At 73.2% G+C, this 20,868-nt stretch carries 26 protein-coding genes; 8 read left to right on the forward strand and 18 right to left on the reverse strand.

Features of this window, described 5'->3' with window-relative positions:
- Positions 1-296: 296 nt before the first annotated feature.
- From ABZ854_RS19900 to ABZ854_RS19925, 6 genes are read left to right on the forward strand one after another with little or no spacing between them, the layout of a single operon-like run.
- On the forward strand, positions 297-1,430 hold the full coding sequence (locus tag ABZ854_RS19900) for an ADP-ribosylglycohydrolase family protein (RefSeq protein ID WP_361212336.1): 1,134 nt from the start codon (positions 297-299) through the stop codon (positions 1,428-1,430).
- 8 nt (positions 1,431-1,438) lie between these two features.
- Positions 1,439-2,641, forward strand: coding sequence for an ADP-ribosylglycohydrolase family protein (locus ABZ854_RS19905; protein ID WP_361212339.1), 1,203 nt, complete (start codon positions 1,439-1,441; stop codon positions 2,639-2,641).
- Complete coding sequence (locus tag ABZ854_RS19910; RefSeq protein ID WP_361212342.1) at positions 2,629-4,116, forward strand: ADP-ribosylglycohydrolase family protein; 1,488 nt, start codon at positions 2,629-2,631, stop codon at positions 4,114-4,116. The genes ABZ854_RS19905 and ABZ854_RS19910 overlap by 13 nt, the downstream gene beginning before the upstream one ends.
- Positions 4,113-5,006, forward strand: coding sequence for a ribokinase (gene rbsK, locus ABZ854_RS19915; RefSeq protein WP_361212345.1), 894 nt, complete (start codon positions 4,113-4,115; stop codon positions 5,004-5,006). Before ABZ854_RS19910 ends, rbsK begins: the two co-directional genes overlap by 4 nt.
- A complete protein-coding gene (locus tag ABZ854_RS19920; RefSeq protein ID WP_361212347.1) occupies positions 5,003-6,208 on the forward strand; it encodes a CoA transferase in 1,206 nt (401 codons plus the stop codon). Before rbsK ends, ABZ854_RS19920 begins: the two co-directional genes overlap by 4 nt.
- Positions 6,205-7,017, forward strand: coding sequence for a CoA ester lyase (locus tag ABZ854_RS19925; protein WP_361212350.1), 813 nt, complete (start codon positions 6,205-6,207; stop codon positions 7,015-7,017). The genes ABZ854_RS19920 and ABZ854_RS19925 overlap by 4 nt, the downstream gene beginning before the upstream one ends.
- A gap of 222 nt (positions 7,018-7,239) precedes the next feature.
- Here the strand turns inward: ABZ854_RS19925 and lgt are convergent, their stop codons facing one another.
- From lgt to hisI, 11 genes are all read right to left on the reverse strand, one after another.
- Complete coding sequence (gene lgt, locus ABZ854_RS19930) at positions 7,240-8,223, reverse strand: prolipoprotein diacylglyceryl transferase (protein WP_361212353.1); 984 nt, start codon at positions 8,221-8,223, stop codon at positions 7,240-7,242.
- Positions 8,224-8,316: 93 nt separating this feature from the next.
- On the reverse strand, positions 8,317-9,090 hold the full coding sequence (locus tag ABZ854_RS19935; protein ID WP_361212356.1) for a thioredoxin domain-containing protein: 774 nt from the start codon (positions 9,088-9,090) through the stop codon (positions 8,317-8,319).
- 76 nt (positions 9,091-9,166) lie between these two features.
- Complete coding sequence (gene trpA / locus ABZ854_RS19940) at positions 9,167-9,985, reverse strand: tryptophan synthase subunit alpha (RefSeq protein WP_361212359.1); 819 nt, start codon at positions 9,983-9,985, stop codon at positions 9,167-9,169.
- Positions 9,982-11,265, reverse strand: a complete 1,284-nt coding sequence (gene trpB / locus ABZ854_RS19945) for a tryptophan synthase subunit beta (RefSeq protein WP_361212361.1) — start codon at positions 11,263-11,265, stop codon at positions 9,982-9,984. The genes trpA and trpB overlap by 4 nt, the downstream gene beginning before the upstream one ends.
- A gap of 74 nt (positions 11,266-11,339) precedes the next feature.
- Positions 11,340-11,624: a hypothetical protein gene (locus tag ABZ854_RS19950; RefSeq protein ID WP_361212363.1), complete on the reverse strand. Its 285-nt coding sequence runs from the start codon at positions 11,622-11,624 to the stop codon at positions 11,340-11,342.
- Positions 11,625-11,645: 21 nt separating this feature from the next.
- On the reverse strand, positions 11,646-12,455 hold the full coding sequence (trpC, locus tag ABZ854_RS19955) for an indole-3-glycerol phosphate synthase TrpC (RefSeq protein WP_361212366.1): 810 nt from the start codon (positions 12,453-12,455) through the stop codon (positions 11,646-11,648).
- Between the two features lie 134 nt (positions 12,456-12,589).
- Positions 12,590-13,141 carry a DUF2752 domain-containing protein gene (locus ABZ854_RS19960; RefSeq protein ID WP_361212369.1) on the reverse strand — a complete coding sequence of 184 codons (552 nt, stop codon included), beginning with the start codon at positions 13,139-13,141 and terminating at the stop codon, positions 12,590-12,592.
- 96 nt (positions 13,142-13,237) lie between these two features.
- The gene (locus ABZ854_RS19965; protein WP_361212372.1) at positions 13,238-13,495 is read right to left on the reverse strand and encodes an HGxxPAAW family protein; all 258 of its coding nucleotides are present in this window, start codon (positions 13,493-13,495) and stop codon (positions 13,238-13,240) included.
- A gap of 205 nt (positions 13,496-13,700) precedes the next feature.
- Entirely contained in the window at positions 13,701-14,339 is a 639-nt protein-coding gene (locus ABZ854_RS19970; RefSeq protein ID WP_361212375.1) for a TIGR02234 family membrane protein, read from the reverse strand.
- A 39-nt stretch (positions 14,340-14,378) separates the two neighbouring features.
- Entirely contained in the window at positions 14,379-15,887 is a 1,509-nt protein-coding gene (locus ABZ854_RS19975; protein WP_361212378.1) for an anthranilate synthase component I, read from the reverse strand.
- Between the two features lie 11 nt (positions 15,888-15,898).
- The gene (gene hisI, locus ABZ854_RS19980; RefSeq protein ID WP_361212381.1) at positions 15,899-16,291 is read right to left on the reverse strand and encodes a phosphoribosyl-AMP cyclohydrolase; all 393 of its coding nucleotides are present in this window, start codon (positions 16,289-16,291) and stop codon (positions 15,899-15,901) included.
- A gap of 81 nt (positions 16,292-16,372) precedes the next feature.
- Here hisI and ABZ854_RS19985 point away from each other — a divergent pair, with 81 nt between their 5' ends.
- A complete protein-coding gene (locus ABZ854_RS19985) occupies positions 16,373-17,008 on the forward strand; it encodes a TIGR03085 family metal-binding protein (RefSeq protein WP_361212384.1) in 636 nt (211 codons plus the stop codon).
- Between the two features lie 16 nt (positions 17,009-17,024).
- Complete coding sequence (locus tag ABZ854_RS19990; protein WP_361212387.1) at positions 17,025-17,426, forward strand: VOC family protein; 402 nt, start codon at positions 17,025-17,027, stop codon at positions 17,424-17,426.
- 106 nt (positions 17,427-17,532) lie between these two features.
- On the opposite strand, the gene ABZ854_RS19995 is transcribed toward ABZ854_RS19990, so the two are convergent.
- The 7 genes from ABZ854_RS19995 to ABZ854_RS20025 all read right to left on the reverse strand — a co-directional run bounded on the left by ABZ854_RS19995 (position 17,533) and on the right by ABZ854_RS20025 (position 20,864).
- Complete coding sequence (locus ABZ854_RS19995) at positions 17,533-17,907, reverse strand: hypothetical protein (protein WP_361212390.1); 375 nt, start codon at positions 17,905-17,907, stop codon at positions 17,533-17,535.
- On the reverse strand, positions 17,904-18,122 hold the full coding sequence (locus tag ABZ854_RS20000) for a hypothetical protein (RefSeq protein ID WP_125491024.1): 219 nt from the start codon (positions 18,120-18,122) through the stop codon (positions 17,904-17,906). The genes ABZ854_RS19995 and ABZ854_RS20000 overlap by 4 nt, the downstream gene beginning before the upstream one ends.
- A gap of 67 nt (positions 18,123-18,189) precedes the next feature.
- On the reverse strand, positions 18,190-18,945 hold the full coding sequence (gene hisF, locus ABZ854_RS20005; protein ID WP_361212393.1) for an imidazole glycerol phosphate synthase subunit HisF: 756 nt from the start codon (positions 18,943-18,945) through the stop codon (positions 18,190-18,192).
- Positions 18,942-19,337, reverse strand: a complete 396-nt coding sequence (locus tag ABZ854_RS20010) for a RidA family protein (RefSeq protein ID WP_361212396.1) — start codon at positions 19,335-19,337, stop codon at positions 18,942-18,944. Before ABZ854_RS20010 ends, hisF begins: the two co-directional genes overlap by 4 nt.
- On the reverse strand, positions 19,334-20,062 hold the full coding sequence (priA, locus tag ABZ854_RS20015; RefSeq protein WP_361212399.1) for a bifunctional 1-(5-phosphoribosyl)-5-((5-phosphoribosylamino)methylideneamino)imidazole-4-carboxamide isomerase/phosphoribosylanthranilate isomerase PriA: 729 nt from the start codon (positions 20,060-20,062) through the stop codon (positions 19,334-19,336). The genes ABZ854_RS20010 and priA overlap by 4 nt, the downstream gene beginning before the upstream one ends.
- Entirely contained in the window at positions 20,062-20,709 is a 648-nt protein-coding gene (gene hisH, locus ABZ854_RS20020; protein WP_361212402.1) for an imidazole glycerol phosphate synthase subunit HisH, read from the reverse strand. The genes priA and hisH overlap by 1 nt, the downstream gene beginning before the upstream one ends.
- A complete protein-coding gene (locus tag ABZ854_RS20025) occupies positions 20,700-20,864 on the reverse strand; it encodes a hypothetical protein (protein ID WP_361212405.1) in 165 nt (54 codons plus the stop codon). The genes hisH and ABZ854_RS20025 overlap by 10 nt, the downstream gene beginning before the upstream one ends.
- Between the last annotated feature and the right edge of the window lie 4 nt (positions 20,865-20,868).

A 20,868-nucleotide genomic window follows, 5' to 3' on the forward strand; every position in this document is an offset into this window, starting at 1 on the left:
CCCTCAGCCGCTTCCCCCACCGGTCCCCGGCCCTCGGCCACTCCCCCTGCGAGACTCCTGCCGCCCGGGACCCAGCCCGGCGAGTTCCTCGTCCTCGCTTCCGATGCCCCCGCCGCCCATCCCACCGAGCCGCAGCCCGCCACTTCCCAGCCGACCGAGTTCCTGACGGCCGCCTCCCAACCCACCGAACCCCTGGCGCCCACCTCTCAGCCCAACGAGTCGGGTGATGGGCGGGCGGGGCGGAGCCCCCTGGTGGGGGCCGGGAACGCCGGGCACGGGGACAGTGAGGGGGCGTCGTGACCGGCGGTCCGGGTCGCTCGCGTCGTATCGAGGGGCTGCTCCTCGGCCTCGCCGCGGGCGACGCCGCCGGCTGGCCCGCCGCCCGCCACCGCGCCGCCCGCATGCCCGAGTGGACCCGCCGCCTCACCCGCGAACTGGACACCTTCGCCGAGCAGAACGCGACCACCACCCTCCCCGTGCCGATCGCCCTCAACCAGCCCCCGGAACCCCTCCGCCTCGGCCCCTCCGACGACGCCGAATGGGCCGCCTTCGCCGCGGAAGCGGTCCTGCGGGCCGGCGACGACGGCATCCTCGGCGACCTCGGCCGGGATCGCCGTATGCGCGCCGCCATCGACCTGACCTGGACCGCCGTCGCCTCGGAAGTCGCCGCGGCGGCGGACCGCGCCCCCGAGATCGAGTCGGCCGTCCTCCCGCTGCGCGCCCGCATCTCCGTCCGCGCCGGACTCGGCAACCTCGCCACCGGACTGCGCCCGCCCGCCACCGGCCACGACAACCCGCACTACTTCGACGACGCCGCCTGCGTCCGCGCCTGCGCCCTCGCCGTCGCCCACCCCGGAGACCCCGCCCGCGCCGCCGACCTCGCCGAGTTCGACGCCCGCTACACCCAGGACGGCGACGGCGTCCACGGCGCCCGGGCGATGGCGGCGGCCCTGGCACTCGCCCTCTCCGGCGCGGACACGGACGCCTGCGTGTTCGCGGCGCTCGCCGAACTCCCCCTGGAGACGGAGATCGGCCGCAACGCCCGCAACGCGATGGCCCTGGCCCAGGACAGCCCCTCCCCCTTCGCCCTCGTCCCCCTCCTGGAACACCAGATCGTCGACCACGTCTACAGCTACGGCATCGCCGCCGCCGAAACCGTCCCCGTGGCCCTCGCCCTGACCACGGCCGCGCGGGGCCGCATCGCCGAGGCCGTGCCGGCCGCCGCCTGCCTCTCCCGGGTCGCCGACTCCGCCCCCGCCCTGGCCGGTGCCCTCACCGGCGCCCTGGGCGGCGGCGCCGCGATTCCGGAGAGCTGGCGGGACGCCTGCCGCACCCTGCCCGGCTGCACCCTGCCCCGCCTCACCGGCACCGACCTGGTGGAACTCGCCGAACTCCTGGAAGCCGCACAACCGGCCCGACCGGGAGGATGATTCCGGGCATGACGCCTAAAAGAGATGAAAACAGCGGACCCGGTGGCGGTGGTTCGCTGCCGTCGAGCACGCTCGACGAACGGATCACCGGTGCCCTGGTCGGAGCCGCCGTCGGCGACGCGCTCGGCGGCCCCGTGGAGGGCTACTCCCCGGACCAGATCCTCGAACGCCACGGGGGCCGGGTGTACGGAATCGTCGGCCCCTGGCACGGCGCGGACTGGCGCACCGCCCGCCCTCTCGCGCCGTACCACAAGGGCGACGGCCACGTCACCGACGACACCTTGATGACCCACGCGCTGGTACGGGTCTACGCCCGCGTCCGCGACCACCTCGACGCCTACGCCGTGGCCGACCATCTCGTCCCGGACCTGATGACCGACCCGCGCTGGATCCCCGAACTGGAGGCCGAGGCGCTCCCCCTGCACCGCGTCTTCCTCGCCGAGAAGTGGCTGGTGGCCCGGCTGCACTACGGGCATGTGGACCCCCGGGAAGCGGGCGTCGGCAACATCGTCAACTGCGGCGCGGCGATGTACATGGCCCCGGTCGGCCTGGTCAACGCGGCCAACCCGCCCGCCGCGTACGCCGAGGCGCTGGACGTCGCCGGCGCGCACCAGTCGTCGTACGGCCGGGAGGCGGCCGGTGTCCTCGCGGCGGCGGTCGCGGCGGCCACGGCACCCGGCGCGACCCCGGACTCGGTCGTGACCGCCGCGCTCTCCCTCGCGAAGGACGGGACGCGCACAGCGATCGAGAGGGCCTGCGAAGTGGCCGCGCGGCACGGCGACTTCGAGTCGGCGCTCGTCCCGCTGCGCGAGGCGGTGACCCCCTACGACACGGTCGGCGCGGACTACCGCGCCCCCTCCCTCGGCGCCCGCCGCCCCTCCCGCCTCCACTCCATCGAGGAACTCCCCGTCGCGCTGGGCCTGTTGCTGGTCTCCGGCGGCGACTTCCGGCACGCGGTGCTCGGCGCCGTCAACTACGGTCGCGACTGCGACTCCATCGCCACCATGGCCGGTGCCCTCGCGGGAGCCCTGGGCTCGCCCGTCCCCGAGGAGTGGTCGAAGCCGGTGGCCGAGGCGAGCCGCCTGGACCTGTGGGAACCGGCGCGGGTCCTGACCGAGGTCACGGCCGAGATCTTCGCACGGGACGTACGACGGCGCCGCGCCCACGAGGAGGCGTTCGCCCGGCTCGGGGACCCGAGATGCTCCGACTGACCTGGGTCCAGCCGGAGGACCTCCTCGGCCACGAACTGAACCAGGCCCGCCTGGACGGCCGCGAACCGTCCCGGATCGAGGCGCGCTGGCGAGCGGCAGGCGGCACCGACGCCCCACCCGCAGCGGGCGCCTCCCCCACCCGGGCCTCCCGCTACCTCCGCCAACTCGCGGAAGACCTCCTGGACGAACTGGCCGACCTCCCCAGCACACTGGCGGAATCCGAACCCACCGACCTCCCCACCATCAGGGCTGCCTGCCCGCACTGGCCCGCCGCCGCAGCCGCGGGCAGGCGTGCCGCAACGGGCGGCACGGGTGGGCGGTGGGGGTCCCCCCGCTCGAGCGAAGCCGAGAGTGGGGGAGGCACCCCGCCAGCGCGGGCAAGTGAACCGGCACCCCGCCCAACCCCCGCCCCGGCCGCCCCGGAACCCGCCCTGGAAGCCGCCTGGCTGGGCCGAGCCATCGGCTGCCTCCTCGGCAAACCGGTAGAGAAACTCCCCCTCCACGCCATCCGCACCCTCGCACAGGCCACCGGCAACTGGCCCCTGGCCACCTACTTCACCGCAAGGGGCGTCCCCGCCGAACTCCTCACCGCCCACCCCTGGAACCGCCGCTCGGCCCCCACCTCCCTCGCCGAGAACATCGACGGCATGCCCGAGGACGACGACCTCAACTACCCCCTCGTCAACCTTCTCCTCCTCCAGCGCCACGGAAGGACGTTCACCACCACCGACGTGGCCACGCTGTGGCTCGACGAACTCCCGCCCGGCCGTACCTTCACCGCCGAACGCCTGGCCCTGCGCAACCTCCTCAGCGGTGTCGAACCCCCGCACACCGCCCGCCACCACAACCCCTTCCGGGAGTGGATCGGCGCCCTCATCCGCGCCGACCTGCACGGCTGGACGAACCCGGGCGACCCGGCGGCCGCCGCCGAGCAGGCGCACCGGGACGCCACCCTCACCCACACCGCCAACGGCGTCTACGCGGCCATGTTCATCGCGGCCACCATCGCCACGGCCGCCGCCGGCACCCACGACGTCCACGCCTGCCTCCGTGCGGGCCGCGCGGTGGTCCCGCCCCGCTCCCGGCTGGCGCGGGCGATCGACCACGCCGTAGGACTCGCCGAGCGTCAGGCCGACTTCGACGACGTCGTGGACGCACTCCACGCCACCTACGCGCGCACCCACCACTGGGTGCACGCCCTCCCCAACACCGCCCTGATCACCGCCGCCCTCACCCACGCGAACGGCGACTTCACCGGCTCCATCTGCCGTGCGGTGTCCGGCGGCTGGGACACGGACTCCAACGGAGCGACCGCCGGCAGTATCGCCGGCCTCCTCGCGGGCACTCCAACCGCGCTCCCCGACCGCTGGCGGACCCCGCTGAAGAACCGTCTCGCCACCACCGTCGCCGACTTCGACGGCACCGGCTTCGACACCCTCGCCCACCTCACCCACCTGGAGGCGACCCGCACATGACCCACATCGCCGTCCTCGGCAGCACGAACATGGACCTGGTCACCTATGTCGCCAAGGCCCCGCAGCGCGGCGAGACCGTGACGGGACGGGAGTTCCGCACGGTCCCCGGCGGCAAGGGCGCCAACCAGGCGATCGCCGCCGCCCGCGCCGGTGCCACCGTCTCGATGATCGGCGCGGTCGGCAACGACGCGTTCGGCGTGCGGCTGCGCGCCACTCTCGAACACTCCGGCGTGGACACGGACTTCCTGCGCACGGTCGAGGGCCCGTCCGGCACCGCGCACATCGTGGTGGACGACGAGGGTGGCAACTCCATCGTCGTCATCCCCGGCGCGAACGGCACGGTCGACCACCTCTCCCCCGGCGACGAGGGTGTCCTCGCGTCCGCCGACGCACTGCTGCTGCAACTGGAGATCCCGCTCGCCGCCGTCGTCGCCGGGGCCCAGGCGGCCCACCGGCACGGGGTCCGTACGGTCCTCACCCCGGCCCCCACCCAGCCGCTGCCACCCGAACTGCTCGCGGTGACCGATCTGTTGGTGCCCAACCAGTACGAGGCGGTCACCCTCACCGGACTCACCGACCCGCGCGCCGCGGCCGCCGCCCTGCTCGACCTCGTACCGGAGGTGGTGGTCACCCTGGGCGAGGCCGGCAGCCTGTACCTGGCCCGGGGAACGGAGCCGCTGGTGGTGCCCGCGCGGCAGGTGACCGCCGTCGACTCGACGGGCGCGGGCGACACCTTCGCCGGCGCGCTCGCCGTCGCCCTCGCCGAGGAGAAGCCGGTGCGGGAGGCGCTGACCTGGGCGGCGGCCGCGGCGGCTCTCTCCGTGCAGCGGGAAGGCGCGTCGGCGTCGATGCCGTACCGCCCCGAGATCGAGGCGCAGTACACCGCATGAGCGCGACCACATCCGCTCCCCTCCCCCTCGACGGCCTGCGCGTCCTGGACCTGGCGACCCTGTTCGCCGGGCCGATGGCCGCCACCCTGCTCGGTGACTTCGGCGCCGAGGTGATCAAGGTCGAGCATCCGGGGCGGCCGGATCCGTCCCGCGGGCACGGGCCGGCGAAGGACGGTGTCGGCCTGTGGTGGAAGGTGCTGGGCCGCAACAAGCGCGCGATCACCCTCGACCTGTCGAAGCGGGGCGGCCGTGCCACCCTGCTGCGCCTCGCCGCCACCGCAGACGTGATCGTCGAGAACTTCCGCCCCGGCACGCTGGAGAAGTGGGACCTGGGCTGGGAGGTGCTGTCCGCGGCCAACCCGCGGCTGGTCCTGACCCGGGTCACGGCCTTCGGCCAGTTCGGCCCCTACGCACACCGGCCCGGTTTCGGGACCCTCGCCGAGGCGATGAGCGGCTTCGCGGCGGTGACCGGCGAGCCGGACGCCCCGCCCACGCTTCCGCCGTTCGGTCTCGCCGACTCCGTCGCGGGCCTGGCGACGGCGTACGCGGTGCTGACCGCGCTGGCCGCCCGGGAGCGCACCGGCGAGGGACAGGTCGTGGACATGGCGATCATCGAGCCGATCCTCGCCGTGCTGGGACCGCAGCCGACCTGGTACGACCAGCTCGGCTACGTCCAGGAACGCACCGGCAACCGGTCCGCGAACAACGCCCCGCGCAACACCTACCGCACGGCCGACGGTCACTGGGTCGCCGTGTCCACCTCCGCGCAGTCGGTGGCGGAACGGGTGCTACGACTGGTGGGGCGTCCCGAGCTGATCGACGAGCCGTGGTTCGCCACCGGGGCCGAACGGGCCGCGCACGCCGACGTCCTGGACGAGGCGGTCGGCGCGTGGGTCTCCGCCCGGCCCCGCACCGAGGTGCTGGCGGCGTTCGAGAAGGCGGAGGCGGCGGTGGCGCCCGTCCAGGACGTCCGCGAGGTCATGACCGACCCGCAGTACCAGGCGCTGCACACGGTCACCACCGTCGACGACCCCGAGCTGGGCCCGCTGCGCATGCAGAACGTCCTGTTCCGGCTGTCGTCGACACCCGGCACGATCCGCTGGGCCGGCCGGCCGCACGGTGCCGACACCGACGCCGTGCTCGGCGAGCTGGGCCTGACCCCGGCGGACCTGTGCGCCCTGCGCGAGGAGGGCGCCCTGTGACCCCGTTCCCGCTGACCTGGCTCTACGCCCCCGGCGACCGCCCGCACGTCGTGGCCAAGGCGCTGGCGGCGGGCGCGGACGTGGTGGTGATCGACCTGGAGGACGCTGTCGCCCCCGACCGCAAGGAGTACGCCCGCGCCGCCACCGCCGAGCTGCTCGGCGAGGCCCAGCAGGTCCCGGTCCACGTCCGGCTCAACGCCCTGGGCACACCGTGGGCCGAGGCGGAACTGGCCACCCTGACGTCCCTGCGGGGCGTGTCCGGGCTACGGCTGCCGAAGGTGACGTCCCCGGAGGAGGTGCTGCGGGTCGCCGTGGCCACCCCGCTCCCGCTGTACGCGCTGCTGGAGACGGCCCTCGGCGTCGAACGGGCGTACGCGATCGCCACCGCCCATCCGGCCGTGCGGGGCATCGCGCTCGGCGAGGCCGACCTGCGGGCCGACCTGGGCGTCCGGGGTGACGCGGGCCTGGACTGGCCGCGCTCCCGCGTGGTCGTCGCCGCCCGCGCGGCGGGCCTGGCCCCGCCGTCCCAGTCGGTCCACCCCGACATCCGCGACCTCGACGGCCTCGCCGCCGGCTGCGCCCACGGCCGCGCCCTCGGCTTCCTGGGCCGGGCGGCGATCCACCCCCGCCAACTGCCGGTGATCCGCCGGGCCTACCTCCCCGGCCCTGCCGAGATCGAACAGGCGGAAGAGATCATCAAGGCGGCGACGACAACCGAGGGCGCCCAAGCCCTCCCCGACGGCCGCTTCATCGACGCGGCAGTAGTGGCCACAGCCCACCGCACCCTCTCCCTGGCCACCAGATCATGAGCGGCCGGCTTCCCCCACCGCGCCGCCCAGCCGCCACGCCGACCCACGCCCTGCGCCCTCTCCCCCGGGCCGGCCCCGCCCGCCTCCCCCTCGACCCCGCCCACCTTCATCACGCCACGGCGGCGTGGACCTGCGGTGCCGGACCCGGCGGCACCCCCTCGCGAACGCTGAGGGCGCCCCGGATGACCCGGGGCGCCCTCAGCGTCGTGCAAGCAGTAGCGCTCAGCTCTTCTTCGGCGCCGAAGCGGCCTCGTCCTTGGCCTCTGCCGAATCGGACTCCGACTCGGGTTCGGAGCCAGACTCGGACTCGGGCTCCTCACCGGCCTTTCCGACGGAGTCACCCTCGGACTCACCGCCGGCGACATCCGCCCCCTCGGCCGAACCGCCGGAGGCACCCGGCTCGACCACGGCCTCCCGGCCCGGCCTCAGCTTCGAGGACACCACGATGTACGTCACCGCGAGCAGGAACACGATCATCGCGGTCCAGTCGTTCAGGCGGAGGCCGAGGATGTGGTGGGCGTCGTCGACGCGCATGTACTCGATCCAGCCCCGGCCGACACAGTAGGACGCGACGTACAGGGCGAAGGCCCGCCCGTGGCCCAGCTTGAAGCGGCGGTCGGCCCAGATGACCAGGAAGCCGACGCCGATGCACCACAGGGACTCGTACAGGAAGGTCGGGTGGTAGTAGCCCGGCACCCGGCCGCCCTCGGAGGACGTGATGTGCAGCGCCCACGGAACGTGCGTCTCGCGCCCGTACAGCTCCTGGTTGAACCAGTTGCCCCAGCGGCCGCAGGCCTGCGCGAAGGCGATGCCGGGCGCCACGGCGTCGGCGTACGCGGGCATCGGAATGCCCCGGCGCCGCGCCCCGATCCACGCGCCGAGCGCGCCGAGCGCGATCGCGCCCCAGATGCCGAGGCCGCCCTGCCAGACCTTGAAGGCGTCCACCCAGTCACGGCCGGGGCTGAAGTACAGCTCGTAGTCCGTGATCACGTGGTACAGCCGGCCGCCGACCAGGCCGAAGGGGACGGCCCAGACCGCGATGTCGGCGACCGTGCCGGCCCGGCCGCCGCGGGCGACCCAGCGCTTGTTGCCGAGCCAGACGGCGAGGAAGACGCCGATGATGATGCAGAAGGCGTACCCGCGCAGCGGAATGGGGCCGAGGTACAGCACCCCGTGCGACGGGCTGGGAATGTAGGCAAGTTCCATGGCAAGGTCGACGCTACCGTGCCGGGCGGGGGCGACGACAACCAGCCCGGCTACGGCTCCATAACAGGGACATGAGAATCCTCTGGATTTCCCTCACCCCTGGTCGGCCGCCTCCACCATCTGCTTCAGCTTGGCCGGGGTCATCGTCTGGTCCTGGTAGATGTTCTTGTCGCCGAGCAGCACCGTGGGCGTGCCGCCGAACTTGCCGGCCTCGAACGCCTGGTGCGACTTGTTCACCCAGGCGTTGTGCCTGCCGTCCTTGACGCAGGCCCGGAACGTGGGCGTGTCCAGGCCGGGCACCTTGCCGGCCAGCTGGATCAGCTTGGCGTCGTCCGCGAAGGCGTCATCGCTCTCCTCGGGCTGGTTCTCGTACAGCACGTCGTGGTAGTCGCGGAACTTTCCGGCGTCCTGGGCGCAGGCCGCCGCGTTCGCCGCGTGCAGGGAGCCCTTGCCGTTGGTGTTGCCGTCGATCAGCCGGACCAGGTGGTACTCGATCCTGAGCTTGCCGGAGTCCGCCAGCTCGTGCAGCGTCGGCCGGTACGCCGTCTCGAAGGCCTTGCAGGCCGGGCAGCGGAAGTCCTCCCAGACCGTGAGCGTGGACTTGGCGCTGTCCTTGCCGACGGGGATCGCGAGGCTGTCCTTGCCCTGCGCGCCGGAGGGTGCGACGACCGGTCCGGCGCTGCTGCCCTTGTCCTTGCCGGCGTTCGCGGCGACCACGCCGATCACCGCCGCGAGGCCGAGGACGCAGACCACGCTCGCGCCCACGATCAGCGTGCGCCGCCGCTTCTCCGCGGACTTCTGCTTCTCGCGCTCGACCGCCAGCCGCTCCCGGGCGGTGCGCTTTCCGTCACGGTTCTTCTCGCTCACACCCCCAGAACGAACCGGGGAGGCGCAGCGCGCCTCCCCGGTCCAAGGTCCACCCGTTCGAGTGACCGAATATCCGTCACCCCTGTCCGCGCACGCCCTTCGCCAGGTCCCCGGCGAGCGCGCGGACGGCGTCGAGGCCGGCCGCGTGGCCGGGGGCGTCCAGCATGCGCTTCACGAACGCCGAGCCGACGATCACGCCGTCGGCGAAGCCGGCCACCTCGGCGGCCTGGGCGGCGTTGGAGACGCCGAGACCGACGCAGACCGGCACGTCGGTGCCGGTGGCCCGGGTGCGTTCCACCAGGTCCTGGGCCTGCGCGCCGACGGACTCGCGGGTGCCGGTGACGCCCATGAGGGAGGCCGCGTAGACGAAGCCGCTGCCGGCCGCGGTGATCTGCGCGAGCCGCTGGTCCTTGCTGCTGGGGGCGACGACGAACACGGTCGCGAGGCCGTGCTTGTCGGCGTGCTCCCGCCACAGCGCGGACTCCTGGACCGGCAGGTCGGGCAGGATGCAGCCGGCGCCGCCGGCCTCGGCGAGTTCGGCGGTGAAGCGCTCGACGCCGTAGCGGTCGATGGGGTTCCAGTACGTCATGATCAGGACCGGCTTGCCGGTGGCCTCGTGGGCCTCCCGGACGGTGCGCATGACGTCCGCGATCCTGACGCCGCCGCGCAGCGCGATGTCGTCGGCAGTCTGGATGACCGGGCCGTCCAGGACCGGGTCGCTGTGCGGCAGGCCCACCTCGACGACGTCGGCGCCGCCGTCGAAGGCCGCCTTGACGGCCTCGATGCCGCCGTCCACCGTCGGGAACCCGGCGGGCAGGTAGGCGATGAGCGCGGCCCGGCCCTCGGCCTTGGCGGCGGCGAGGGTGTCGGTCAGGAGTTGAATGTTCCCGCTCACTTGGCGTCCCCCTCGATCTCTGCGGTGTCGGCCGCGTCGGCCGCGACCTCGGCGTCGGTGTCGTAGAGGCCGAAGTACCGGGCGGCTGTGTCCATGTCCTTGTCGCCGCGGCCGGACAGGTTGACGACGATCAGCCCGTCCGGTCCCAGTTCCCGGCCGACCTCCAGGGCGCCGGCGAGGGCGTGGGCGCTCTCGATGGCCGGGATGATGCCCTCGGTGCGTGACAGCAGGCGCAGGGCCTGCATGGCCGCGTCGTCGGTGACCGCGCGGTACTCGCCGCGGCCGCTGTCCTTGAGGTAGGAGTGCTCCGGGCCGATGCCCGGGTAGTCCAGGCCGGCCGAGATCGAGTACGGCTCGGTGATCTGGCCCTCGTCGTCCTGGAGGACGTACGACCGCGAGCCGTGCAGGATGCCGGGCTCGCCGGCCGAGAGGGTGGCGGCGTGCTCGCCGGTCTCGATGCCGTGACCGGCGGGTTCGCAGCCGATGAGGCGTACGCCCGCGTCGGGGATGAAGGCGTGGAAGAGGCCGATGGCGTTGGAGCCGCCGCCGACGCAGGCGACGGCGGCGTCGGGGAGGCGGCCCGCGCGCTCCAGGATCTGCCGGCGCGCCTCGACGCCGATGACGCGGTGGAAGTCGCGGACCATCGCCGGGAAGGGGTGGGGGCCCGCGACCGTGCCGAACAGGTAGTGCGTGTGGTCCACGTTGGCGACCCAGTCGCGGAACGCCTCGTTGATGGCGTCCTTGAGGGTGCGGCTGCCGGACTTCACGGCGACGACCTCGGCGCCGAGCATGCGCATGCGGGCGACGTTGAGGGCCTGCCGCTCGGTGTCGATCTCGCCCATGTAGATGGTGCAGTCGAGGCCGAACAGCGCGCAGGCGGTTGCCGTCGCCACGCCGTGCTGGCCGGCGCCGGTCTCGGCGATGACCCGGGTCTTGCCCATGCGCTTGGTGAGCAGGGCCTGGCCGAGGACGTTGTTGATCTTGTGGGAGCCGGTGTGGTTGAGGTCTTCCCGCTTCAGGAAGATCCGGGCGCCGCCGGCGTGCCCGGCGAACCGCGGCACTTCGGTCAGCGCGCTGGGACGGCCGGTGTAGTCGACCATCAGCTCGTTCAGCTCACGGGCGAACTCGGGGTCGGACTTGGCCTTGTCGTACTCGACGGCGACCTCGTCCACGGCGGCGACGAGGGCCTCCGGGATGAACTTGCCGCCGAACGCGCCGAAGTAGCCCTCGGGCGTGGGGACCTGACCCTCCGGGTCGGGGATGAAGAACTCACTGGACATACGGATACCTCGCAGGGGCGTACGGAACATGGACTGCGGGTACGCGTGCGCGGCGGTGCCCGGCCGCTGCCCTTTCAGCCGACCGGGGCGGAAACCCGGGCCGGTGCCCTCTCAGCCGACCGAGTCGGGTGGTGGGTGGGCGAGGCCGGGGGGTTCGAGGGGCGGAGCCCCACGAGGGGCGCGCACGCGGCCGTACGCCATCGCATCCCGTTCACCTGGCCCGGCTCGTCGCCGATCACATACCGCACCCGGCGCCCGTGCACCCGCCGTGCGGGAGCCCGGCAGCCGCGGGGCCGGCAGCCCCGGGCGAGGCGGGCATACGGGTCCCGCGGCGCCAGGGAGGTGACCGGAAGCTTCATCGGCGACAGCCTACCGAACGCTCAGCCGCGCCCGTGCCGCAGCGCGGGATGCTCACCGGCGGCGACCAGGTCGGACACGGCGGCCTTGGGATCGCGCCCGGTGACGAGGGACTCGCCCACCAGTACGGCGTCGGCGCCCGCGTTGGCGTACGCGATGAGGTCGTGTGGTCCCCGCACCCCCGACTCGGCGACCCGCACCAGGTGGTCCGGGATCTCCGGGGCGACCCGCTCGAACGTCCCGCGGTCGACCTCCAGCGTCTTCAGGTTCCGCGCGTTGACCCCGATCACCCGGGCGCCCGCGTCCACGGCGCGCTCGACCTCGTCCTCGTCGTGCACCTCGACCAGCGGGGTCAGCCCGATGGACCCGGCCCGCTCGATCAGCGACTCCAGGGCCGGCTGCTCCAGCGCCGCGACGATCAGCAGCACGAGGTCGGCGCCGTACGCGCGGGCCTCCCACAGCTGGTACGAGGTGACGACGAAGTCCTTGCGCAGGACCGGGATGTCCACGCGCGCGCGGACGGCCTCCAGGTCGGCCAGCGAGCCGCCGAAGCGGCGCTGCTCGGTGAGCACGGAGATGACGGCGGCGCCGCCCGCCTCGTAGTCCCCGGCGAGCGCGGCGGGGTCGGCGATCGCGGCGAGCGCGCCCTTGGAGGGGCTGGAGCGCTTGACCTCGCAGATGACCTTGACGCCGTCGCCCTTCAGCGCGGCGACCCCGTCCTTGGCGGGCCGGGCGTTGGCGGCACGCTCCTTGAGCTCGTCGAGGCTGACGCGCGCCTGCCGCTCCGCGAGGTCGGCACGGACTCCGTCGAGGATCTCGTCGAGCACACTCACGCGAGCGGCCCCCTTTCAGACGGTTGTTCCTTCAAGGTGTGAAAACCCGTGGTCACTGCGATGGTATCCGGAGGTCGGCAAAGGCCCCGCATCCGGTGGACGGCGGTCCCAGTACCTGGACGTTCACCGCCGCGTCAAGGATGCAGCCAGCCGCCGAACGGCAGGTTCCGGACCACCGAGAAGACGATCAGCACCGCCCCGACGGCCCACATCTGCCGGGTACCGAGCTGCAGCCGCATCGGCCGCCCGCGGACCGCGCGCGCCACCCAGACGACCCACAGCACCGCGAACCCGAGGTAGGCGGCCACGCCGAACACGTTGTCCCGCAAGGCGGCGAGGAAGTCCCCGTGGATGAACGCGTGCGCGCTGCGCAGACCGCCGCAGCCGGGGCAGTACAGCCCGGTGAACGCGTACAGCGGGCAGACCGGGTAGTGCCCGGGGTGGTTCGGGTCGACGGAGCCGACGTACGCGAACGCCCCGGCGACGGCCGCGAGCAGCCCGGCCGGCACGGCGAGCCGGCTCCACAGGGAGCCGGGCGGGCCCTGGGGCGGGCCTGCGTACGGCCGGTCGGCGTACGGGCCCGGACGGGGGACGGCGTACGGGACCGGCTGCGGGGCGGCGTACGGCGCCGGGGGTACGGCGGTCTGTGGAGCCATGCGCGCGGGGGTACGGCTGTCGGCGGTCACGCAGGCATTCTGCCCCGCCCGTGCCCGGGACGCGCGCGAGGGGCGGCCCGCATCCCTCGTGGGATGCCGGACCGCCCCTCGGGAGGCGTCTCGCGCTCAGCTCTCGGCGCCGGCCGGCTCGCGCGTCGCGGCGGGCGTGGTGCGCCGGCCGGTGTGGGGGCGCTTCTGCTGGCCCAGGCCCATGAGGCGCATGATGCCGCCCACGACAGCGCCGCCGATCACGAGGACCATGCCCGCCCAGAAGCCGACCGGCTGGTCCATCACCATGAACGCGCCCGAGACGCAGAAACCTATGAAGGCGATGATGACGCCGGTCCAGGCGGCCGGGGTGTGACCGTGGCTGCTGTCCGCCATGACTTGCTCCTCGTTGCTTGTACGTGTCGTAGCGTTTCCGAGCCCGTCCGCACTGTCCGAAGCCGGACGCTCGTCGTCCATTGTCCCGTACGCCCGCGCGTGCCGTGAGCGGGGGTGGCCTCCAGCTCGCGTCTGGTTCGCCACACCGCGGCGAGGGCGCTCCCGCGGGGTGCCGGGTCGGCCGCCTGGGCCGGGCGGTACCGGCTCAGGTGCCGGTGGGGTCCTCGCCCCGGTCCAGGGCCTTCCAGATCTCCTCGGGGCGCTCGGGGTCGGCGGGCCGGGGCCGGCGGCGGGGGCGGTCGGTGCCGCGCTCGTAGCGGCCGGACATGGCGGGCCAGCGGCGGCCGTAGCGCAGGGCGAGCAGCCCGGCGAGCAGGATCAGGGCGCCGCCGGCGACGGCGACCCAGGGCCAGCCCGTATGGCTGAGCGTGGCGACCGTGGCGGACGTGTCGCCGCTGGCCCGGGCGGCCTTCTCGTCCAGCGCGGAGCTGTCGGAGGCGCCGAGCAGCGCGGCGACGACGATGCCGACGCCGGACAGGGCGAGCACCCCGGAGACGACGAGGCGGCCGGCCCGGCGGACGGCGAACACGGCGACGAGCGCGGCCAGGCCCACGATGGCGAGGGCGGCGGGGACGCCCGTGACGTCGCTGCCCTTGGCGGTCAGCGGGAAGGCGCCGCCGGCCACCGAGGCGGTGCCCTCCGCCCAGCGCTGCCGGGTCGCGAGCAGGGCCACGGCTGCGCCGAGGGCCCCGCACAGCAGGGCGAGGGCGAGGCTCCGGCGGCCGGACCGGTCGGGTGCGGCGGCTTCGGAACGGGGGTGAGGTACGGCAGTCACGTACTCCACTATCGCCTGACCCCCGGGCGAACGGTCACCCGGGGCATGTCAACGCGGCTCCTGGCGTCGCTCGGACCCGAGCCGGTTGGCCGTGTGGACCGCGCGGAGGACGGCCGCCGCCTTGTTGCGGCACTCGGTGTCCTCCGCGACCGGGTCGGAGTCGGCGACGATGCCGGCGCCCGCCTGCACGTGGGCCGTGCCGTCCCGAAGCAGGGCCGTACGGATGGCGATGGCGGTGTCGGAGTCGCCCGCGAAGTCCAGGTAGCCGACGCAGCCGCCGTACAGTCCGCGCCGGGACGGCTCCAGTTCGTCGATGATCTGCATCGCGCGCGGCTTGGGGGCGCCGGAGAGCGTGCCCGCGGGGAAGCAGGCGGTGAGCACGTCGAACGCCGTACGGCCCTCGGCGACGCGGCCGGTGACGGTGGAGACGATGTGCATCACGTGCGAGTACCGCTCGACGGACATGAAGTCGACGACCTCCACCGAGCCCGGTTCGCAGACCCGGCCCAGGTCGTTGCGGCCGAGGTCGACGAGCATGAGGTGCTCGGCGCGTTCCTTGGGGTCGGCGAGGAGTTCCTCGGCGAGGGCCTGGTCCTCCTGCGGGGTGGCGCCGCGGTGCCGGGTGCCGGCGATGGGGTGCACCATCGCGCGCCCGTCCTCGACCTTGACGAGGGCCTCGGGCGAGGAGCCGACGACGTCGAAGCCGTCGAAGCGGAACAGGTACATGTACGGCGAGGGGTTGGTGGCCCTGAGGACGCGGTAGACGTCGAGGGCGCTCGCGGTGCACGGCGTCTCGAAGCGCTGGGAGGGGACGACCTGGAAGGCCTCGCCGGCCCGGATGCGCTCCTTGATGTCCTCGACGGCGGCCTGGAAGTCGGGGCCGCCCCAGCGGGCCGTGTACTCGGGCAGCTCGGAGGGCGGCAGCAGGGCGGGGGGCTGGGCGACCGGGCGGCCGAGGTCGGCCTCCATGGCGTCGAGGCGGGCCACGGCGTCGGCGTATGCCTCGTCGACGCCGGTGTCGAGGTCGTTGTGGTTGATCGCGTTGGCGATCAGCAGGACCGAGTTCTCCCAGTGGTCCAGAACGGCGAGGTCGCTGGTGAGGAGCATGGTCAGCTCGGGCAGCCCCAGGTCGTCCCGGTCGCCGGGGCCGATCTTCTCCAGGCGGCGGACGATGTCGTAGCCCAGGTAGCCGACCATGCCGCCGGTGAAGGGCGGCAGGCCCTCCTGGTGGGGGGTGTGCAGGGCCTGGACGGTGGCGCGCAGGGCCGCGAGGGGGTCGCCGTCGGTGGGGACGCCGACGGGCGGGGTGCCGAGCCAGTGGGCCTGTCCGTCGCGGGAGGTGAGGGTGGCGGCCGAGCGGACGCCGACGAAGGAGTACCGGGACCACTGGAACGCGGTGCGGCCGTTCTCGGCGGACTCCAGCAGGAAGGTGCCGGGGCGTTCGGCGGCGAGCTTGCGGTACAGCGCGACCGGGGTGTCGCCGTCGGCGAGGAGCTTGCGCGTGACCGGGATGACCCGCCGGTCGCCGGCGAGCTTGCGGAACGTCTCGAGGTCCATGGCGGCAGACCCTACTGATTCCGGGCCGGTGCGACGGACCCGGTGTCCCCGGTCAGCACGTCGGCGTCGAAGCAGGTGCGGTCGCCCGTGTGGCAGGCGGCGCCCACCTGGTCGACCTTGACCAGCAGCGTGTCCGCGTCGCAGTCCAGGGCGACGGACTTCACCCACTGGACGTGCCCGGAGGTGTCGCCCTTGACCCAGTACTCCTGGCGGCTGCGGGACCAGTAGGTGCAGCGGCCGGTGGTCAGCGTGCGGTGCAGCGCCTCGTCGTCCATCCAGCCGAGCATCAGCACCTCACCGGTGTCGTACTGCTGGGCGATGGCGGGGACGAGCCCGTCGGCACCGCGCTTGAGGCGCGCGGCGATCTCGGGGGCGAGGCTGCTGGGCGGGGGCAGGCTGGTCATGGTGCCCATTCTGCCGCCTGCCACTGACAGTGACGGCCGTGTCCACTGTGCGGGACGAGTGGTCGGTCGTAGGCTGACGGTATGTCGACCTTCGCCAAGCGTGAACGGCTCCTGCTCGCCGACCTCTTGGAAACCGCCGGGCCCGAGGCCCCGACCCTCTGCGAGGGCTGGCGGACCCGTGACCTGGCCGCGCACGTGGTGGTGCGCGAGCGGCGCCCGGACGCGGCCGGGGGCGCGCTGATCAAGCAGCTCGCGTCGCGCCTCGACCGGGTGATGGAGGAGTACGCCGCGAAGCCGTACGAGGAGCTGATCCAGCTGATCCGGACGGGGCCGCCGCGGTTCTCGCCCTTCCAGCTCAAGCAGGTCGACGAGGCGGCGAACACCGTCGAGTTCTACGTGCACGCGGAGGACGTCCGCCGGGCCCAGCCGGACTGGTCCCCGCGCGAGCTGGACCCCGTGTTCCAGGAGGCCCTGTGGTCCCGGCTGGAGCGCACCGCCCGGCTGATGGGCCGGGGTCTGCCGACGGGTCTGGTGCTGCGCCGCACGAACGGGCAGACGGCGGTCGCCCGGCGGGGTACGCCGGTGGTCACGGCGACCGGTGAGGCGTCGGAACTGCTGATGTTCGCGTACGGGCGGCAGAGCGCGGCGGACGTGGAGCTGGAGGGCGACAAGGACGCGATCACCCGGCTGCACGAGTCGAAGCAGCTGGGCATCTGAGAAGGGCGGCCCGGCCGTGATCAAGGTCGCGATGACCGGCGTGTTCGTCGACGACGTGGCCCGGGCGCAGGCCTTCTACACGGACGTCCTCGGCTTCGAGACCCGTCTGCACCGGGACCTCGGCGGGGGTGCCCTGTTCGTCACGGTAGGCGCCCGCGAGGGCGCCCAGCCGGATCTGCAGCTGCTGCTGGAGCCGGGCGACGGGCCGATCGCGGAGCCGTTCCGCCGGGCGCTGTACGAAGCCGGGATCCCCTGCATCGTGTTCTGTGTGGACGACCTCCGCGCAGAGTACCGCCGGCTGCGCGCCCTGGGTGTCCGCTTCACGCATCCCCCGCAGCAGCAGGGCCCGGTCCTGGCCGCCGTCCTCGACGACTCCGTCGGCAATCTGATCCAGCTGACCGGGCCGCCGGCCGCCTGAGCCTCGGCGCGGGAGTTCCGCGCGGCGCAGCGGGCCGGACCAGAGGCCGGACGCGGAGGGATGGTGCGGGCAGAAGCGGCTGTGCCGGGCGGAGTCGGTCACCGGCTCATTCGGCCCAGGCGCGCAGCAGGCGCGCGGTCTCCATCAGGTCGGCCTCGTCGCTGCGGATGTCGGCGACGAGTTTTGCCCAGTCACCGGGCCGTGGATCGACAGGCGTCCCGGACGCCTCCATGTAGGAGCGGATGCATCCGATACCGATCGAGGCGTTGTAGTCCGTGAACGGCCGGAGTCTCAGAGCGGTGTGCAGAAATGTGGCCGCTCGCGTCGGGATCTCCTCGTAGTACGGCTCGCCCGCAATGCGCTCGTATCGGTGCCTCTCAGCCATACAGTGCAGAGCGCCCCAGTCCCGGATGGGGGTGTTCGGCGGCGAGACCTCGACTTGGACGCAGAGGACCCAGCCCGCGTCGACGTAGAGCGTCACCGCAGGCCCACCGGGAAACGCTCTTCGAAGTCGGCCATGATCTCGCGGGCGTACTTCGAGGCCCCCTCGACGAACCGCTGCTTCTGCCGCCGGCGCACCACGTCCTCGGTCAGGATGTCGTGCGCCAACCGCTTGATCGCGACGCCCTGCTCCTTGGCCTCGGCGCGCAGTTCGGCCAGCTCTTCCTCGGTGAACTCGATCGTGATTCCAGGCATATGAGCACCCTAGAGGCACTACCACCATAATCACTACCGAGTTCACTACCAAGAATGACGGTTCGAACTACCGCACGGGATGCCCCGCCCCCCGCAGCGACTCCTTGACCTCGCCGATGCGCAGGTCGCCGAAGTGGAAGACCGAGGCGGCGAGGACCGCGTCGGCGCCCGCGTCGATCGCCGGGGGGAAGTGGGCGAGGGCGCCGGCGCCGCCGGAGGCGATCACGGGGACCGTGACGTGTTTGCGGACGGCGGCGATCATCTCCAGGTCGTAGCCGTCCTTCGTGCCGTCGGCGTCCATGGAGTTCAGCAGGATCTCCCCCGCGCCCAGGTCGGCCGCCCGGTGCGCCCACTCGACCGCGTCGATGCCGGTGCCCTTGCGGCCGCCGTGGGTCGTGACCTCGAAGGAGCCGGACTCCGTGCGGCGGGCGTCGACCGACAGCACCAGGACCTGGCGGCCGAAGCGTTCGGCGATCTCGCGGATGAGGTCCGGGCGCGCGATGGCCGCCGTGTTGACGCCCACCTTGTCCGCGCCCGCCCGCAGCAGCCTGTCCACGTCGTCGGCGGTGCGGACGCCGCCGCCGACGGTGAGCGGGATGAACACCTGCTCGGCGGTGCGGCGCACCACGTCGTACGTCGTCTCGCGGTTGCCCGAGGACGCGGTGATGTCCAGGAACGTCAGCTCGTCGGCGCCCTCGGCGTCGTACACCTTGGCCATCTCGACGGGGTCGCCGGCGTCGCGCAGGTTCTGGAAGTTGACACCCTTGACGACCCGGCCGTTGTCGACGTCCAGGCAGGGGATGACTCGTACGGCCAGCGTCATGCCGCCCCTCCCCGGAACGCCTCCACCTCGACCTCGACGACCAGACTGGGGTCCACGAAGCCGGAGACGATGAGCATGGACGCGGCCGGCCGGACGGCGTCGAACAGCTCCTTGTGGGCCCGGCCGACGTCGTCGACGTCCCGCGCGTGGGTGATGTACATGCGGGTGCGGACGACGTCCTTGCGGCCGAGTCCGAGCTGCTCCAGCGCCGTGAACGCGACACCGAAGGCGTTCACCGTCTGCTCGTACGGGCCGCCCCCGGCGATCTGCCCGTCCACGACGGACGTGCAGCCGGATACCAGCACCAGGCCGTTCGGCAGCTCCACCGCGCGGGAGTAGCCGAACTGCTCCTCCCAGGGGCCGCCGCCCGGCACGCGTCGCAGATCACTCACTTGGCTACCGCCTCCAGGGCCTCTTCCAGGGTGAACGCCTTCGCGTACAGCGCCTTCCCGACGATCGCGCCCTCCACACCGAGGGGCACGAGAGAGGCGATCGCGCGCAGGTCGTCGAGGGAGGAGACGCCTCCGGAGGCGACGACCGGGCGGTCCGTGGCCGCGCAGACGTTCTTCAGCAGCTCCAGGTTGGGGCCCTGCAGGGTGCCGTCCTTCGCGATGTCGGTGACGACGTACCGCGCGCAGCCCTCGCTGTTGAGGCGCTCCAGCGTCTCGTAGAGGTCGCCGCCGTCGCGGGTCCAGCCGCGGCCGCGCAGCGTGGTGCCGCGGACGTCCAGGCCGACGGCGATCTTGTCGCCGTGCTCGGCGATGACCTTGGCGACCCACTCCGGGGTCTCCAGCGCGGCGGTGCCGAGGTTGACGCGGGTGCAGCCGGTGGCCAGCGCGGCGGCCAGGGAGGCGTCGTCGCGGATGCCGCCGGACAGCTCCACCTTGATGTCCATGGCCTTCGCGACCTCGGCGATCAGCTCGCGGTTGTCGCCGGTGCCGAACGCGGCGTCCAGGTCGACCAGGTGCAGCCACTCGGCGCCGGAACGCTGCCAGGCGAGGGCGGCCTCCAGCGGGGAGCCGTAGGACGTCTCGGTCCCGGACTCGCCGTGCACGAGGCGGACGGCCTGGCCGTCGCGGACGTCGACGGCGGGGAGGAGTTCGAGCTTCGAAGCCATCAGAGGGTTCCGATCCAGTTGTTCAGCAGCTGCGCTCCGGCGTCGCCGGACTTCTCGGGGTGGAACTGGGTGGCCCACAGGGCGCCGTTCTCCACGGCGGCCACGAACGGCTTGCCGTGCGTGGACCAGGTGACCTTGGGCGCCGCCATCGCCGCGTGGTGCGTCTCCAAGGTCCAGTCGTGGACGGCGTAGGAGTGCACGAAGTAGTAGCGGGCGTCGGTGTCCAGGCCGGCGAACAGCCGGGAGTCGGCCGGGGCGTCGACGGTGTTCCAGCCCATGTGCGGGACGACGTCGGCCTGGAGCGGCTCCACCGTGCCGGGCCACTCGTCCAGGCCCTCGGCCTCCACGCCGTGCTCGATACCGCGGGCGAACAGGATCTGCATGCCGACGCAGATGCCCATGACGGGCCGGCCGCCGGACAGCCGGCGGTCGACGACCCAGTCGCCGCGGGCCGCGCGCAGACCCTTCATGCAGGCGGCGAACGCGCCGACGCCCGGCACCAGCAGGCCGTCGGCGTTCATCGCCGTGTCGAAGTCGCGGGTGATCTCGACGTCCGCGCCCGCCCGCGCGAGAGCACGTTCGGCGGACCGGACGTTGCCGAAGCCGTAGTCGAAGACGACCACCCGCTTGGGGCTGCTCAACTCCACACCTCCAGCCGCATGACGCCCGCGACCAGGCACATGGCCGCGCCGATCGACAGCAGCACGATCAGGCTGGTGGGCATCTTCTGCTTGACGAAGGAGACGATGCCGCCGAGCAGGAAGAGGCCGACGACGATCAGGAGGGTCGAGAGACCGTTCATGGGT

It is taken from the genome of Streptomyces sp. NPDC047028 (assembly GCF_040644095.1).
Lineage (GTDB): Bacteria > Actinomycetota > Actinomycetes > Streptomycetales > Streptomycetaceae > Streptomyces.